Below are 15,812 nucleotides of genomic sequence, written 5' to 3' on the forward strand. Positions count from 1 at the left end.
GATCAGTCCAGCGTCGAGCCGCTCACAGGCAGGCCGCGTTCAGGAAAGAACAGTCGTTGCAGTTCCGTGCCCGGGCTCTCGGCACGCATGAACGCCTCGCCCACCAGGAACGAATACACATCGCTGACTTCCATCAACTCGACGTCGGCCCGGTTGAGGATGCCACTTTCGGTGATGACCAGGCGATCACGCGGGATCCGTGGCAACAGGTCCAGGGTGGTTTCCAGGCTGACTTCAAAGGTATGCAGGTTGCGGTTATTCACGCCGACCAGCTTGGTATCGAGGGTTTTCAAAGCCCGTTCCAGCTCATCGCCGTCGTGGACTTCCACCAGCACGTCCAGGCCCACGCCTTTGGCCACGGCCGCCAGCTCGGCCATTTTCACATCATCCAAGGCAGAAACGATCAACAGCACGCAATCGGCACCCAGCGCGCGAGCCTCGACGATCTGGTAGGGGTCGATCATGAAGTCCTTGCGGATCACCGGCAGCTTGCAGGCCGCCCGCGCCTGCTTGAGGTAATCGTCCGAGCCTTGGAAAAAATCGACATCGGTCAACACCGAGAGGCAAGTCGCCCCGCCCTTTTCATAGCTCTTGGCAATGTCGGCCGGAACGAAATGCTCGCGGATGACGCCCTTGCTCGGGGACGCCTTCTTGATTTCAGCGATGACCGCCGGCTGTTTTTTCTTGGCCTGATCGATCAGGGCCTGGGCAAAGCCGCGAGGTGCATCGGCTGAGCGCGCCAGATTCTCAAGCTCAGCCAGGCTGACTCGAGCACGGCGCTCGGCCACTTCCTGCGCTTTGCGAGCGAGGATTTTTTCCAGAACCGTTGGCACACTCATCCTTCATTCTCCACTTTGAATACGGCGGTAAATGCCCCCAGCTCCTCGAGCTTCTCCCTGGCGAGCCCCGTGTGCAGGGCGTCATGGGCCAGTTCCACGCCTTGCTTGAGGCTGCTGGCATGGTCGGCGGCGTACAGCGCCGCACCGGCATTGAGTACGATCATCTCGGCGGCCTTCTGGCCATTCTCGGTCTTGCGGCGCCCCAGGGCATCGCGAATCAGCTCCAGCGACTGGCCCGGGCCATCGACCGCCAGCCCGTGCAGGCTCTGGCTCTTCATGCCCAGGTCTTCAGGTTCGACCCAATACTCGCTGATCTGATCATTCTTCAGTTCAGCCACGAAGGTAGGCGCCGCCAGGCTGAACTCATCCAGGCCGTCCTTGGAATGGACCACCAGCACGTGCTTGCTGCCCAGACGCTGCAGCACTTCGGCCAGTGGCCGGCACAACGCCTGGTTGAAGACACCCACTACCTGGTGTTTCACGCCGGCCGGATTCGTAAGCGGGCCGAGCATGTTGAACAACGTGCGCAGCCCCAGGTCACGCCGTGGCGCCGCGGCATGCTTCATGGCGCGGTGATGGGTCTGGGCAAACATGAAGCCGATGCCAACGTTATCGATGCAGCGCGCGACCTGGACCGGGGTCAGGTTCAGGTAGATGCCGGCGGCCTCCAGCAAGTCGGCGCTACCGCTCTTGCCGGAAACCGCACGGTTGCCATGCTTGGCCACGGTGCAGCCGGCCGCCGCGACGACGAAAGCCGAGGCGGTGGACACGTTGAAAATGTTCGCGCCGTCACCACCGGTGCCGACCACATCCACGACGCCGTCCAGGGTCTTGAGTTCGACTTTGTCCGCCAGCTCGCGCATCACCGAAACGGCACCAACGATTTCATCGATGCTTTCGCTCTTCATGCGCATGGCCATCATGAACGCGCCAATCTGCGCCTCGGTGCATTGGCCGGTCATGATCTCGCGCATCACGTCGCGCATCTCATCGGTGCTCAGGTCGAGATGGGCGACGATACGGCTCAGGGCTGTCTTGATATCCATGAAAAGTCCTTAGCGCGTGCCGCCGGTTTGTTTGAGGAAGTTGGCAAACAGCTCGTGACCCTGTTCAGTGAGAATAGACTCGGGATGAAATTGCACCCCCTCGATATTCAAGGTCTTGTGGCGCAGGCCCATGATCTCATCCACCGAACCGTCCTCATGTTGAGTCCAGGCCGTCAGTTCCAGGCAGTCTGGCAGCGTTTCGTGCTTGACGACCAAGGAGTGATAGCGGGTGACGGTCAGCGGGTTGTTCAACCCTGCGAAAACGCCCTTGTCCTGGTGGAACAGCGGGCTGGTCTTGCCGTGCATGACTTGCCGGGCGCGCACGACGTCGCCGCCGAAGGCCTGGCCGATCGACTGGTGGCCCAGGCAGACACCCAGAATCGGCAGTTTGCCGGCGAAATGCTTGATAGCGTCGATGGAAATGCCCGCTTCGGTCGGCGTGCACGGGCCGGGTGAAACCACAATGCGCTCAGGCTTGAGGGCTTCGATTTCGGCGATGGTCAATTCGTCGTTGCGCACCACCTTGACCTCGGCGCCCAGCTCGCCGAGGTACTGCACAACGTTGTAGGTAAAAGAGTCGTAATTATCGATCATCAGCAACATGGCGTAAGCAACCTATTGAATTCTGACTTAAAGAGAGTCTTCGGGGATTGGCCCACAGGAAGGCTCAACCGTTCGAGGTCTGCTCGGCCAGCGCCACGGCACGGAACATGGCCCGGCGCTTGTTCAGGGTTTCTTCCCACTCCAGCGCCGGCACCGAGTCGGCGACGATACCGCCGCCGGCCTGCACGTGCAGCTCACCGTCCTTGATCACGGCGGTGCGGATGGCGATGGCCGTGTCCATGTTGCCGTTCCAGGCGAAGTACCCCACGGCCCCGCCGTATACGCCACGCTTGACCGGCTCCAGCTCATCGATGATTTCCATCGCGCGGATTTTCGGCGCGCCGGACAAGGTGCCCGCCGGCAGGATCGCCCGCAAGGCGTCCATGGCTGTCAGCCCAGCCTTCAATTGGCCGGTAACGTTGGAAACGATGTGCATCACGTTGGAATAGCGCTCGATGACCATCTTCTCGGTGAGTTTCACCGAACCGATTTCCGAGACCCGCCCGGTGTCGTTGCGTCCCAGGTCGATCAGCATCAGGTGCTCGGCGATTTCCTTGGCGTCCGACAACAGATCTTCTTCCAGCGCCCGGTCGGCTTCTTCCGTGGCGCCCCGGGGCCGGGTGCCGGCGATCGGACGCACGGTGATCAGGTTGTCTTCGACCCGCACCAGTACTTCCGGCGAACTGCCCACGACATGGAAGTCGCCGAAGTTGAAGAAGTACATGTAGGGCGTCGGGTTGAAGCAGCGCAGTGCCCGGTAAAGATCGATGGGCGCCGCCTTGAAGTCGATGGACATCCGTTGCGACGGCACGACCTGCATGCAGTCGCCGGCCAGGATGTATTCCTTGATGGTGTCGACGGCCCGCTCGTAATCGCCTTGAGTGAAACTGGAACGGAACACCGGGTCGGCCACCGACTGCTTGCTGAAATCCAGGCCCGGGCGCGGGGTGATCGGTTGGCGGAGTTTTTCCAACAGCGCCTGCAGGCTTTGCTGGCCTTGCTCGTAGGCATCTTCCCGGGACGGATCGGCCAGGACGATGGCGTGCATCTTGCCGGCGAGGTTATCGAAGACGACAACGGCATCGGAGACCATCAGCAAGATGTCCGGTACGCCCAGCGGGTCGGGGTTCGGACAGGTGCCCAGGCGTTTTTCCACATAACGCACGCAATCGTAGCCGAAATACCCCACCAGACCACCGTTGAAGCGCGGCAAGCCGGGAATGGTCGGCACGTTGTAGCGCGCCTTGAAGGTTTCGACGAAGGCCAGCGGGTCTTCGACCTCGTGGCGCTCGATCTCGACGCCGTCGTGGCTCACGCTGATGCGATGGCCATGGACCCGCAGCACGGTGCGGCACGGCAGGCCAATGATGGAGTAACGCCCCCACTTCTCACCGCCCTGCACCGACTCGAGCAGGTAGGAGTTGGGTTGGTCGGCCAGCTTGAGGTAGATCGACAGCGGCGTGTCGAAGTCGGCCAGGGTTTCGCAGGCAAGCGGGATGCGGTTGTAGCCGGCAGCGGCTAGACGCAGGAATTCTTCACGGATCATGGGGTGCCTCGTGGCAAGAGGAGCTGACAGTCAGGTATGCAAACGCGCCGGATAACCGGCCAGGATCACGTCAGGCGCGCCAACGCCAACGGGCCAGGGCCTTGATGACTTTCATCCAGAGTTTGCGAGTGACCACCACGATGGCGTTTCCAGAAGAGGATTGAACAGCGTCGGGCAACGTTATCTCAGCCGCCGGGTCCAGGCAACCGGGAATTAACAAGCGCAAATCGTCGATGACCAGCGTTGGAAACTCTTCGGCGATGGGCCGGCCATGGTTATAGCCGTAACTCAGCGCCACGCATTTGACCCCTGCCCCTTTTGCCGCCAGCACATCGCTGCGCGAATCGCCGACGAACAGCGATTGGGACGCCGGGATGTTGGCCATTTTCATCACGAAAAACAGCGCGGCCGGGTCAGGTTTCTTCTGCGGCAAGGTGTCGCCGCCGATGATCCAGCGGAAATAGCGGCCGATCTTCATCTGATCCAACAGCGGGGCGACGAAGCGCTCCGGCTTGTTGGTGATCAGCGCCATTTCCACGCCTTGCTTCTTCAGCCATTTGAGGGTGGAACGCACGCCGGGGTAGACCACCGTCAGTTGGTGATTGTCCTCGTAGGCTTCGTTGAACAGCTCCAGCGCCCGCTCAGCCTCGGCATCATCGACACCCTCGGCGTCAATATGATTGGCCAGCGCGCGACGCACCAGCGTCGGCGCGCCGTTGCCGACCCACTGGCGCACCGCGTCGAGGCCGGCGGGCGGGCGCCCGAGCTTGAGCAGCATGGTGTCCACGGCTGCCGCAAGGTCCGGGACCGAATCGACCAATGTGCCATCGAGGTCGAACATCACCAGACGCGGCAGGCTGCCGGGAAACAACTGCTCGAAACCGCTCATGGGCGTGCCAGGGCCAGTTCGGCGCGCATCCTTGCGATCACCTCTTTGTAGTCGGGCGCATTGAAGATCGCCGAACCGGCGACGAACGTGTCGGCGCCGGCGGCGGCGATTTCACGGATGTTGTTCACGTTCACGCCACCGTCGATTTCCAGGCGAATGTCACGGCCCGAGGCATCGATCAGCGCACGGGCTTCGCGCAGTTTGTCGAGGGTGCCGGGAATGAACTTCTGCCCACCAAAGCCGGGGTTGACGCTCATCAGCAGGATCATGTCGACCTTGTCCATCACGTACTTGAGCACGTCCAGCGGCGTTGCCGGGTTGAACACCAGGCCAGACTTGCACCCGCCTTCACGGATCAGCTGCAGGGAACGGTCGATGTGCTGCGTGGCTTCGGGGTGAAAGGTGATGTAGGTCGCGCCGGCCTCGATGAAGTCGCCGACGATGCGATCCACCGGGCTGACCATCAGGTGCGCATCGATCGGCGCGGTGATGCCGTACTTGCGCAACGCCGCGCAGACCATCGGACCGATCGTCAGGTTGGGTACGTAGTGGTTGTCCATGACATCGAAGTGCACGATGTCGGCCCCGGCGGCCAGAACGTTGTCCACTTCTTCGCCGAGGCGGGCGAAGTCGGCGGAGAGAATCGACGGAGCAATAGCGAAGGGCTGCATGGCGCACCTGTTTTGAGCAAAATCACGATGGCGCGCATTGTATACCGCAAGATTTGGCGCGCCCACCGCGACAAACGATCAATACGCCGCACGGTAGATCTTCTCGATATCGCTCACGCTCAGTTTGCGCGGGTTGTTGCGCATCAACCGCTCGATGCCCGCCGCCTCCACCGCCATGGACGCAATCACGTCCTGGGTCACCCCCAAGGCGCTCAGGTGCTTGGGAATTTCCACGGCGGCACACAGCGCGACCAGCACCTCGACGGCTTCGTCTGCGGCTTCGGTATCGCTCAGGTGCGCGGTCTTGATGCCCATGGCTTCGGCGATATCACGCATGCGCTCGACGCAGGCCAATTTGTTCCAGGCCATGACGTGCGGCAGCAGCAGTGCATTGGCGACGCCATGGGAAATGTGGAAGCGCCCACCCAACGGATAGGCCAGCGCATGCACCGCGCCGACTCCGGCGTTGCCGAAGGCCATGCCGGCCATCAGGCTGGCGGTGGCCATGTCCTCGCGGGCTTGCAAGTGCGCGGGGTTGGTAAAGGCTTTGGGCAGCGCACGGATGATCAGCTTGATGGCGCCAATGGCCAAGGCATCGGTGATGGGCGAGGCATTCAGCGAAAGATAGGCTTCGATGGCATGCGCCAGCGCATCGACGCCACTGGCGGCGGTCACATTGCGCGGGCAGGTCAGGGTCATCTGCGGGCTGACCAGCGCCACATCCGGCAACAGATAGTCGCTGACGATACCTTTTTTCAATTGCGCGGCCTTGTCCGAAAGGATCGCCGCGTTGGTGACCTCCGAACCGGTACCGGCCGTGGTCGGGATAGCGATCAGGGGCGGGCCTTTGCGCGGCACCTGGTCGACACCGAACAGGTCTTCCAGCTCGCCGTGATAACCCGCATAGGCGCCGACGCACTTGGCGATGTCGATGGCACTGCCGCCGCCCAGGCCGATCAGGCCGTCATGGCCGCCGTCGCGATAGGCTTGCATGCAGTCTTTGACAATGGCGATCTCCGGGTCGGGCATGACCCGGTCGAAAATTTCGTAGTCACGCCCGCCCAAGTGCTGCAGGGCCAGCTCGACAGTCCCGGCCTTGACCAGCGCGGCGTCGGTGACGATCAGCGGGTTATCGACATCCAGCCGCGTCAACTCGGCCGCCAGTTGTTCGATGGCGGTCACACCGGTGAGCAGTTTGTGGGCGATCTTGAATGAGGGAAGACTCATGTGCGCGGCCTCTTATTCGAGTGTGGGCTGGCACAAGGATAGCTCGGTATTGAGGGGAGCGAGCAAGCCCCGCTCCCCACGGGTACAACAATGACCGTCAGGCCTGGGTACGCAGCTTCTCGCTGCGCCCGCGCAGCCATTCCAGGGTCAGCAACAGGATCACCGAGAACGCGATCAGCAGTGTCGCTGCGGCGGCGATGGTCGGGCTGAGGTTTTCGCGGATACCGCTGAACATCTGCCGTGGCAGGGTGGCCTGCTCGGGACCGGCGAGGAACAGGGTCACGACCACTTCATCGAACGACGTCGCGAAGGCGAACAAGGCCCCGGAAATCACCCCCGGGGCGATCAACGGCAAGGTCACCCGGCGGAACGTCGTCAAAGGCGAAGCCCCAAGGCTGGCGGCGGCGCGGACCAGGTTGTGGTTGAACCCCTGCAAGGTCGCCGACACCGTGATGATGACGAACGGCACGCCCAGCACGGCGTGGACCACGATCAGCGAAATGAAACTGTTGCCCATCCCCAGCGGCGCGAAGCACAGGTAACTGGCGACCCCGATGATCACCACCGGCACCACCATCGGTGAAATCACCAACGCCATCACCAGCGACTTGCCCGGGAAGTCGCCACGGGTCAGGCCGATAGCCGCCAGCGTGCCAAAGACCATCGCCAGCAACGTCGCCGCCGGGGCGACGATGATGCTGTTCTTCAAGGCCCGCATCCATTCGGCCGAGGCAAAGAAGTCGTGGTACCACTGCAACGAGAAGCCTTGCAGCGGGTACACCAGGAAGCTGCCGGCGTTGAACGACAGCGGCACGATCACCAGCACCGGCAGGATCAGGAACAGCAGGATCAACCCACACAGCGTGCGCAAGCAGTAGAACCAGACCCGTTCGACGGGGGACATGTAAGGACTCAGCATTTCGATCTCCCCTTAGCTCAGGCGCAGGCGACTGGCGCCGACCAGCCAGCTGTAAATCAGATAAAGCACGACGGTCGCCAGCAACAGCAGTCCGCCGAGCGCCGTGGCCATGCCCCAGTTGATGCTGGTGTTGGTGTAGAACGCGACGAAGTAGCTGACCATTTGATCGTTCGGGCTGCCCAGCAAGGCCGGGGTGATGTAGTAGCCGATGGCGAGGATGAATACCAACAGGCAACCGGCGCCGACACCGGCATAGGTCTGTGGGAAGTACACCCGCCAGAAACTGGCGAACGGATGGCAGCCCAGGGAAATCGCCGCCCGCATGTAGGTGGGCGAGATGCCTTTCATCACGCTGTAGATCGGCAGGATCATGAATGGCAGCAGGATGTGGACCATGGAGATGTACACGCCAGTGCGGTTGAACACCAGCTCCAGGGGCTTATCGATGACTCCCATGGCCATCAGGGCGCTGTTGATCAGGCCACCGGACTGCAACAGCACGATCCACGCCGCCACTCGCACCAGGATCGAGGTCCAGAACGGCAACAGCACCAGGATCATCAACAGGTTGCTCTGGCGCGACGGCAGGTTCGCCAGCAGGTACGCCAGCGGATAGGCCAGCACCAGGCAGATTGCGGTGATCACCAGGCCCATCCAGAAGGTACGGGCGAAAATATCGAGGTAGATCGCTTGGTCGGGGGTGGCGACAGCCAGTTCACCGAGATCGTCGATACGGTGGTCGACGGCCGCCAACAGGTAATACGGGGTAACGTTACTGGTGTTGCGGCGGATCACCTGCCAATACGCGGGATCACCCCAGCGCTCGTCGAGGTTTTCCATGGCTTCCTTGTAGGAGGCCGGCTCGGTGGCAAACGGCAACGCCCGAGCGGTCTTGGTCAGCAGGCTGCGATAGCCGGCCAGTTCCATGTTCAGGCGCTTGGACAAGTCGCCCAGGGTCTGGCTCTTGCGGGCTTCGGCCAGGTCTTCACTGGCGGCCTTATACACCGGCTCGCCAGGCAATCCACGTCCGTCCCACGCCGCGACCGCAGCGACGGTGCGCGGCATGGCGCCGACTACTTCCGGATTGCTGACGCTTTTGAACAGCAGCGCCACGATCGGCACCAGGAACACCAGCAACAGAAACAGCACCAGCGGCGCGATCAACGCCTGGGCCTTCCAGCGGTTAACCCGCTCGGCGTGCTTGAGCCGCTGCTTGAGGGTGGGGCTGGTGCCCGCGTTCAGTGGAACGGCGATGGCCATGGCGAACTCCGCAAATCTTTTTATCGTTACAGAGGCGGCGAACCGCCTCTGTTCTTTTGAAACAGCAATCTGTGCAAGTGAGTCATCGTGGCGAGCGAGCTTGCTCGCTCGCCACAAAAGCCCGTTCACTCAGTGACCTTGGGTTACTTGGCCGCCCAGGAATTGAAGCGCTGCTCCAGTTGCTCGCCGTTGTCAGCCCAGAAGCTGACGTCGATCTGCACCTGGTTGGCGATGTTTTCCGGGGTGGTCGGCATGTCCTTCAAGACATCCTTGCTCAGCAACGGAACTGCCTGGGTATTGGCCGGGCCGTAGGCGATGTTTTCCGAGTAGGTCTTCTGCTGCTGCGGTGCCACCGAGAAGGCGATGAATTTCTTCGCCGCTTCGGCGCGGGTCTTGTCCAGGCCGCGAGGGATGGCCCAGGCGTCGAAGTCGTAGATACCGCCGTTCCACACCACTTTCAGGTTGCTTTCTTTTTGCACCGCGGCGATCCGGCCGTTGTAGGCCGAGCTCATGACCACGTCACCGGAGGCCAGGTATTGCGGTGGCTGCGCACCGGCTTCCCACCACTGGATGTTCGGCTTGAGTTCGTCGAGTTTCTTGAAGGCGCGGTCCTGGCCGTCCTTGCCCGCCAACACCTTGTAGACGTCTTTCGGCGCCACGCCGTCGGCCATCAGGGCGAATTCCAGGGTGTATTTGGCGCCTTTGCGCAGGCCGCGCTTGCCTGGGAATTGCTTGGTGTCCCAGAAGTCCGCCCAGCTGGTTGGCGCGGTTTTCAGTTTGTCGGCGTTATAGGCCAGCACGGTCGACCATACGAAGAAGCCTACGCCGCAAGGCTGGATGGCGCCCTTGACGTAGTCCTCGGTCTTGCCGAACAGGGCCGGGTCGAGTTGTTCGAACATGTCTTCGTCGCAACCACGGGACAATTCCGGCGATTCGACTTCCACCAGGTCCCACGAAACGCTCTTGGTGTCGACCATGGCCTTGACCTTGGCCATTTCGCCGTTGTACTCGCCAGCGACGATCTTGCCGTGACCGGCGGCTTCCCATGGCGCGTAAAAGGCTTTGACCTGAGCCGCCTTGTTCGCCCCACCGAAAGACACCACGGTCAGGTCCGGGCCCGCCGCCATCGCGCTTGCCGCACCCATCATGCCCAGGGTCAGGGCTGTGAACTTCAGGGATCTCAACATTTATTGTTCTCTCCACGTGCAGGATTGGTGTTGGTACAGCAGGGGGCGATCAATTCGCCTCTAGAAGGGGGTCGAGCGCACGCACATGCTCGACTTGCCAGCCAAGCGGAACCACGTCCCCGACAGCGAGCGCGGGATCGAGCTCGGCAATCGGCTGTTTCACGAAGAAGTCATTCTTACCGCAGACTTCCAGGCGAACCCGGACGTGGTCGCCCAGATAGATGAATTCCGCCACCCTCCCTGAGAAGCGGTTGACACATTGTTCGCTGACGCCGTTGAGGCTCACCCGCTCCGGACGGATCGACAGGGTCACCGGCTCACCGGGCTTGCCAACGTTGACCGCCAGCGCCTCGACCTTCTCGCCGCGGCCCAGCTCCACCAGGCAACGGTCGCCGGTCTGGCTGTGCAGCCGGCCATTGAGGCGGTTGTTCTCGCCGATGAAGTTGGCGACGAAGGTGTTTTTCGGCTCTTCATACAGGGTGCGCGGTGGCGCAATCTGCTGGATCTCGCCCTGGTGGAACACGGCCACGCGGTCGGACATGGTCAGGGCTTCGCCCTGGTCGTGGGTCACGTAGACCACGGTCACGCCAAGGCGCTGGTGCAGGTGCTTGATCTCCATCTGCATGTGCTCACGCAGTTGTTTGTCCAACGCACCGAGGGGTTCGTCCATCAACACCAGTTGCGGTTCGAACACCAATGCCCGCGCCAGCGCCACACGCTGTTGCTGGCCGCCGGACAGTTGCGCCGGGTAGCGCTGGGCGAAGGTTTCCAGCTGGACCATGCTCAAGACCCGCTTGACCCGATCGCTCACGTCGCTCTTGTTCAGGCCACGTACGGTCAACGGGAACGCCAGGTTCTCGGCGACGGTCATGTGGGGGAACAGCGCGTAGTTCTGGAACACCATGCCGATGTCGCGCTTATGCGGCGGCACGTTGTTGATCGAGCGACCGGCCAGCAGGATCTCACCGGCGGTCGGCGTCTCGAACCCGGCGAGCATCATCAGGCTGGTGGTCTTGCCGGAGCCGGACGGCCCGAGCAAGGTCAGGAACTCGCCCTTGCGAATTTCCAGGTTGAGGTCCTTGACGATCAGGTTCTCGCCGTCGTAGCTCTTTTGCACTCCACGAAAGCTGACCAGCACATCACTGGCCCCCGCACTTGAATCGACCTGGCTCATACCCGCACCTTTTGTATTGATGACTGCTTGTGAATCAAGCCTAGTGGAGCCTCGGGTTCGCGCAAATCGGGGCGCAGGAGAGAATCGCCTCAGCCGGATGGAAGCGTCGGGGTAAGGATTTCCCTACAGAGATGGCGGGATTGGATAAATGCAGCGGCGAGCTTCGAGCGGCAAGTGGCAAGTAAGGGCAAACGGCAGTGTTGGGGCGTGTCGCAAATGGATATGCCGACACGAAACCCTGTGGGCTTAAAGCAGTTTGTGCTCCATGGCGTATTTCACCAACTCGGCCAGGGAGGTGATATTGAGCTTCTGCATCAGCCGCGCCTTGTGGGTGCTGATGGTTTTGCTGCTCAGCGCGAGTTGCTGGGCAATGTCGTTGACGTTGGCGCCATGGGCCAGGCGCTCGAAGACCGAGAATTCGCGTTCGGACAGCAGCGAATGCAGTGGCCGGGTGTCGGTCAGGCCGACTTCGAAAACCATCCGGTCGGCCAGCTCCGGGTCGATGTAGCGTCCGCCCGACGCCACTTTGCGGATCGCCATGAGCAGCAGCGCCGGGTCGCTGTCCTTGGTCGCGTAACCGGCGGCGCCGACTTTCAATGCGCGGGCGGCCATCTGCGCCTCGTCATGCATCGACAGCACCAGGATCGCCGGCGGGTTGTTCAGCGCGCGGATCCTCGGTATCGCCTCCAGGCCGTTGACCCCCGGCATGGAAATATCCAGCAGCACCACCTCGCAGGGCACATGGCGCAAGGCCTCGAGCAATTGCTCGCCGTTGCTCGCCTCCCCTGCCACCACTAGGTCCTTGGCCAGGCCGATCAGTTGCTTGATGCCTTCGCGGACGATGGTGTGGTCTTCGGCTACCAGTACACGGATCACGTTCTTCTCCAGATTCAGGATCTCATCGCGAGCAGGCTCGCTCCCTCAGTGATTGAGGCGAACCCACAATACTCAGGCCTCATGCAACGGCACCCGCACCGCCAGGGTCGTCCCCTCCCCCGGCTCACTTTCCAGGGACAACTGCCCGCCCAGGATCAGCACCCGCTCACGCATGCCCACCAGGCCGAAGGACGTCGGGCGCTGTGCGGTTGCCACAAATCCTACACCGTCGTCGGCGACGGTCAGACATAATTCGTCGCCTTGTCGGGCCAGCGTCACTTCCACGGTATGCGCCTGGGCATGGCGCATCACATTGGTCAGCGCCTCCTGGAGAATCCGGAACAGGCCGGTGGCCTTGGCGTCGCTCAGGGCCGGCAGGTTGTCCGGCACCTGTACCAGGCAAGGAATCTGCGTACGCGCTTCGAAGCGTCGGGCCTGCCACTCGATGGCCGAGGCGATGCCGGCGTCGAGGATCGGCGGGCGCAGTGCCGTGGCCACGTCCCGCACCAGTTGGAACAGCTGGGCTATCAGCCGTTTCATGCTGTTGAGCCGTTCATGCAGGCCCGGGTCCAATTGCGCGTAGGCCAGTTCGCACATGGAGGTCTCAAGCTTCAACACCGTCAGCATCTGCCCCAATTCGTCATGAACCTCCCGGGCAATGCGCGCTTTCTCCTCCTCCCGCACGCTTTCCAGGTGCGCGGACAACTCGCGCAATTGCTCCCGGGAGCTGGCCAGTTCCAGTTCGATGCGCTTGCTTTCGGTGATGTCCCATACAATACCGTCCCAGACGTAGGCGCCGTCCTCCAGGCGCCGGGCGATGGCTTTGATCTCGGCCCACCGCTCCCGCCCTTCGCGGGTTAGGATGCGGCCTTGCCAGGACCAGTCGCTGTCGCTGTCCAGCGCCTGGTCCTGGCTGCCGTGATAGCCGGCCTTGTCGTCCGGATGCACCAGGCTGCGCAGGCCGGTGTCACTGCGAGCCAGGGTCGCAGGGGAATAACCCACCAGGCTTTCGCTGCCTTCGCTGATGTAGGCAAAATCGATCTGGCCGTTCACCGGCGAGCGCTCCAGACGAAACACCAGCCCCGGAACGTTGGCGGCGATACCTTGCAAGCGCGCCTCGCTTTCACGTAACGCTGCCAGGGCCCGGCGCCGCTCGGTCACATCGGTGAGGTAGACCACCAGATACTCCGCGTCGCGAAATCGCAGGAAGCTCAAGGAAACGTCAGCCGGCAGAATGCTCGCGTCGGCCCGCACGCATTCGGTCTCGAAACTCTGCGGCCCGTCGTCACTGGCCCGGGCGCGCTTCCACAGGTTCAGCCAGCGGTCCATATGCAGGCCAGGCTCGAAGTCGATCAGCGGCCGATCGATGATGGCGCCCGGGGCATAGCCGAGCATGGTTTCGGCGGCGCGGTTGGCATAGCGCACATGGCTGTCCCAGTTGACCCAGAGAATGCCGACGGTGCTCTGGTCGATGGAGAACTGCGTCAGGCGCAAGGCCTCTTCGCTGGCGGCGCGTTGGGCGATGTCCTCGCGCGCGGCACGCAACCGACGTTCCAGGCCTCGCTGCTGGCGCCGTTGCCAGAACACGACGGCAATGCTGCTGAGCAGCAGGACCAGTATCAACAAGGTCAGGTTCTGCCAGAAGCCCGGGGTTTCGGTCAGGCGCGGGTATTTGGGCTTGAGCCAACGGCTGTGCAGTTGCTCCAGCTCCTTGGCCGGAATCGCCTGCAAACCACGCTCGATAATCTCGGCCAGTTCTGGCCAGTCCTTGCGGGTCGCCACCCGGAGCAACTGCGGCAAGCCGATATCACCGACCACCACCAGGCTGGCGAACTCGGGTTCGACCATCAGCCGCCCCAACTGCGCTTCGTCGATCACGGCGTATCGAGCCTGCTGGCTCAGCAGCAGTTGCAGGGCCTCACGCTCGCTCGGCACGCCTTGCGCATTCAACATCGGGTAGTTGTTGCGAAGATAATCGGCCGTGGCGCTGGGCATGCGCACGGCGACCCGGACCTGGGCGTCGAGCTTTTCCAGCTCTACGCCTTCGGCGCCCTTCTGCTCGCCGACGATCAACTGTGGCACGCGCAAATAGGGATCGGAAAACTGCCAGAGCCTGAGCCCGCCCGGGGTTTGCGTCAGGCCCGGCGCGATATCCACTTCACCGTCGCGCACCGCGGCTTCAAGTTGCGCCAGGTCCTGAAAATTGCGCCAGGTCAGCTCGATGTTCAACGCCTTGCCCAAGCCCTGCATCAACTCGACATTGGTCCCGGATAACCGTTGCAAGCGTCGGTCGTATTGCGCGTACGGCGCTTGCAAGACCAGGCCGACCCGTAACTGCGGATGCTGGGCCAGCCACTGGCGCTGCTGCGCACTCAACTGCACGCCATGGGTCGTCGGCGCGGGCGCGGCCCAGGCCATCAAGGGAAGCCATAAACAGCCGATAACCCACAGGCAGCAAAAACGCATCATCAAAGTCTCATGCACTGACAAATACTGACCAACCCTTTAGGCTGCCGGAAATACTTCTGGTCATGGAATATCCGATGCCCTCTGTTTATCGCCTGGCGCTGCCAGCATTGTGCCTGTCGCTGATCTTGCCAAGTGCCTTTTTTGCCCAGGCCGAGGAACCGGCCCCCGCCACCGCGGAGCAACCTGCCGGGGAAAAACCACTGGAACGCCAGCCTTTGCCCGAGCGTAGCCAGGAAGAGGCGACGGCGCTCGAGCGAAAAATCCCGACGCAGGAACAACAGCAACTGCAGACCGGCAGCGACACCTTCCTGGCATTATGGAAGCCGGCCAACAGCAGCGATCCCAAGGGCGCCGTCATCATAATCCCCGGCGCCGGCGAAACAGCTGACTGGCCTCAAGTCATCGGCCCATTGCGTAAAAAATTGCCCGATGTGGAATGGAGCAGCCTGAGTATCACCCTGCCAGACCTGCAAAGCGACGTGATCGCGCCACGCGTCGTGGAAACACCGCCCGAGACCAAACCAGCCGACACCGCAGCCGCCGCCCCGGACGCCACGACCGCAGCACCGATCGAACAAGTGGCCGGCGGCGAAGCCGACGCCGCAGACCCCGTCGTTGCGCAAACCGATGAAGAACACGCCCGGGCCGACGCCGAACGCATCTTTGCTCGCATCGACGCCGCGCTGGCCTATACCGAACAGCAGAGCGCCCGCAGCATTGTGCTACTGGGCCACGGGACGGGTGCCTACTGGGCAGCCCGCTACCTCAGTGAAAAGCAACCTGCGCAAATCGAACGCTTCGTGATGATTGCCGCCCAGGCTCCGGTCACCGCCAAACCGGGACTGACCGAGTTGACCCCGACCTTGAAGCTGGCGACCGCCGACATTTTCTACATGGACAAGCCGCTGGACCGCAACGCAGCCCTCGAGCGCTTGCAGGCGAGCAAACGCCTGAAAGGCTCGACCTTCAGCCAGGTGTCCCTCAAGGCCCTGCCGAACCCGTCGGCGGAGCAGGAGCAGTTGTTCCGTCGGGTTCGGGGTTGGTTGAATCCGCAGCAACCGGGGGAGTGAGACTTATCGCCATATTGGCTTGCCAGCTCCCTCGCC

Annotated in this window: 14 protein-coding genes; 1 reads left to right on the top strand and 13 read right to left on the bottom strand. The window is 62.3% G+C overall.

All coding sequences use genetic code 11. The features are described 5' to 3' along the window. Positions 1 to 2 precede the first annotated feature (2 nt). The 13 genes from trpC to N4Q37_RS23530 all read right to left on the bottom strand — a co-directional run bounded on the left by trpC (position 3) and on the right by N4Q37_RS23530 (position 14,706). Positions 3 to 839, bottom strand: a complete 837-nt coding sequence (trpC, locus tag N4Q37_RS23470; RefSeq protein WP_260962121.1) for an indole-3-glycerol phosphate synthase TrpC — start codon at positions 837 to 839, stop codon at positions 3 to 5. Further along, positions 836 to 1,885, bottom strand: a complete 1,050-nt coding sequence (trpD, locus tag N4Q37_RS23475) for an anthranilate phosphoribosyltransferase (protein ID WP_260962123.1) — start codon at positions 1,883 to 1,885, stop codon at positions 836 to 838. Before trpD ends, trpC begins: the two co-directional genes overlap by 4 nt. Positions 1,886 to 1,894: 9 nt before the next feature. After that, positions 1,895 to 2,488, bottom strand: coding sequence for an aminodeoxychorismate/anthranilate synthase component II (locus tag N4Q37_RS23480; protein ID WP_260962124.1), 594 nt, complete (start codon positions 2,486 to 2,488; stop codon positions 1,895 to 1,897). Positions 2,489 to 2,552: 64 nt separating this feature from the next. Then, a complete protein-coding gene (trpE, locus tag N4Q37_RS23485; RefSeq protein WP_260962126.1) occupies positions 2,553 to 4,034 on the bottom strand; it encodes an anthranilate synthase component I in 1,482 nt (493 codons plus the stop codon). Between the two features lie 70 nt (positions 4,035 to 4,104). Then, positions 4,105 to 4,923 (bottom strand): phosphoglycolate phosphatase, encoded by an 819-nt coding sequence (locus tag N4Q37_RS23490; RefSeq protein ID WP_260962127.1) that lies wholly within the window; start codon positions 4,921 to 4,923, stop codon positions 4,105 to 4,107. After that, a complete protein-coding gene (rpe, locus tag N4Q37_RS23495) occupies positions 4,920 to 5,594 on the bottom strand; it encodes a ribulose-phosphate 3-epimerase (protein WP_260962129.1) in 675 nt (224 codons plus the stop codon). The genes N4Q37_RS23490 and rpe overlap by 4 nt, the downstream gene beginning before the upstream one ends. A gap of 78 nt (positions 5,595 to 5,672) precedes the next feature. Further along, positions 5,673 to 6,821 (bottom strand): iron-containing alcohol dehydrogenase, encoded by a 1,149-nt coding sequence (locus N4Q37_RS23500; protein WP_260962132.1) that lies wholly within the window; start codon positions 6,819 to 6,821, stop codon positions 5,673 to 5,675. A gap of 97 nt (positions 6,822 to 6,918) precedes the next feature. After that, positions 6,919 to 7,740 carry an ABC transporter permease gene (locus N4Q37_RS23505; RefSeq protein WP_260962133.1) on the bottom strand — a complete coding sequence of 274 codons (822 nt, stop codon included), beginning with the start codon at positions 7,738 to 7,740 and terminating at the stop codon, positions 6,919 to 6,921. Positions 7,741 to 7,752: 12 nt separating this feature from the next. Further along, positions 7,753 to 9,000 (bottom strand): ABC transporter permease, encoded by a 1,248-nt coding sequence (locus N4Q37_RS23510; protein ID WP_260962135.1) that lies wholly within the window; start codon positions 8,998 to 9,000, stop codon positions 7,753 to 7,755. A 143-nt stretch (positions 9,001 to 9,143) separates the two neighbouring features. Next, positions 9,144 to 10,187 carry an ABC transporter substrate-binding protein gene (locus N4Q37_RS23515; protein WP_260962137.1) on the bottom strand — a complete coding sequence of 348 codons (1,044 nt, stop codon included), beginning with the start codon at positions 10,185 to 10,187 and terminating at the stop codon, positions 9,144 to 9,146. A 49-nt stretch (positions 10,188 to 10,236) separates the two neighbouring features. After that, a complete protein-coding gene (locus N4Q37_RS23520) occupies positions 10,237 to 11,361 on the bottom strand; it encodes an ABC transporter ATP-binding protein (RefSeq protein ID WP_260962139.1) in 1,125 nt (374 codons plus the stop codon). A 246-nt stretch (positions 11,362 to 11,607) separates the two neighbouring features. Then, positions 11,608 to 12,237, bottom strand: a complete 630-nt coding sequence (locus tag N4Q37_RS23525) for a response regulator (RefSeq protein WP_260962141.1) — start codon at positions 12,235 to 12,237, stop codon at positions 11,608 to 11,610. Positions 12,238 to 12,309: 72 nt separating this feature from the next. Then, entirely contained in the window at positions 12,310 to 14,706 is a 2,397-nt protein-coding gene (locus N4Q37_RS23530) for a PAS domain-containing sensor histidine kinase (protein WP_260962142.1), read from the bottom strand. Between the two features lie 74 nt (positions 14,707 to 14,780). Between N4Q37_RS23530 and N4Q37_RS23535 the strand changes: the two genes are divergently transcribed. Beyond that, entirely contained in the window at positions 14,781 to 15,776 is a 996-nt protein-coding gene (locus N4Q37_RS23535; RefSeq protein WP_260962144.1) for an alpha/beta hydrolase family protein, read from the top strand. Positions 15,777 to 15,812: the final 36 nt, after the last annotated feature.

This window comes from Pseudomonas citri (assembly GCF_025336485.1).
GTDB lineage: Bacteria > Pseudomonadota > Gammaproteobacteria > Pseudomonadales > Pseudomonadaceae > Aquipseudomonas > Aquipseudomonas citri.

What these genes read in the sequence shown, in the direction of transcription:
- trpC (WP_260962121.1), bottom strand. Translation starts at nt 839, where the DNA reads ATGAGTGTGCCAACGGTTCTGGAAAAAATCCTCGCTCGCAAAGCGCAG.
- N4Q37_RS23500 (WP_260962132.1), bottom strand. Translation starts at nt 6,821, where the DNA reads ATGAGTCTTCCCTCATTCAAGATCGCCCACAAACTGCTCACCGGTGTG.
- N4Q37_RS23480 (WP_260962124.1), bottom strand. Translation starts at nt 2,488, where the DNA reads ATGTTGCTGATGATCGATAATTACGACTCTTTTACCTACAACGTTGTG.
- rpe (WP_260962129.1), bottom strand. Translation starts at nt 5,594, where the DNA reads ATGCAGCCCTTCGCTATTGCTCCGTCGATTCTCTCCGCCGACTTCGCC.
- trpD (WP_260962123.1), bottom strand. Translation starts at nt 1,885, where the DNA reads ATGGATATCAAGACAGCCCTGAGCCGTATCGTCGCCCATCTCGACCTG.
- N4Q37_RS23535 (WP_260962144.1), top strand. Translation starts at nt 14,781, where the DNA reads ATGCCCTCTGTTTATCGCCTGGCGCTGCCAGCATTGTGCCTGTCGCTG.
- N4Q37_RS23510 (WP_260962135.1), bottom strand. Translation starts at nt 9,000, where the DNA reads ATGGCCATCGCCGTTCCACTGAACGCGGGCACCAGCCCCACCCTCAAG.
- N4Q37_RS23515 (WP_260962137.1), bottom strand. Translation starts at nt 10,187, where the DNA reads ATGTTGAGATCCCTGAAGTTCACAGCCCTGACCCTGGGCATGATGGGT.
- N4Q37_RS23490 (WP_260962127.1), bottom strand. Translation starts at nt 4,923, where the DNA reads ATGAGCGGTTTCGAGCAGTTGTTTCCCGGCAGCCTGCCGCGTCTGGTG.
- trpE (WP_260962126.1), bottom strand. Translation starts at nt 4,034, where the DNA reads ATGATCCGTGAAGAATTCCTGCGTCTAGCCGCTGCCGGCTACAACCGC.
- N4Q37_RS23505 (WP_260962133.1), bottom strand. Translation starts at nt 7,740, where the DNA reads ATGCTGAGTCCTTACATGTCCCCCGTCGAACGGGTCTGGTTCTACTGC.
- N4Q37_RS23530 (WP_260962142.1), bottom strand. Translation starts at nt 14,706, where the DNA reads ATGATGCGTTTTTGCTGCCTGTGGGTTATCGGCTGTTTATGGCTTCCC.
- N4Q37_RS23520 (WP_260962139.1), bottom strand. Translation starts at nt 11,361, where the DNA reads ATGAGCCAGGTCGATTCAAGTGCGGGGGCCAGTGATGTGCTGGTCAGC.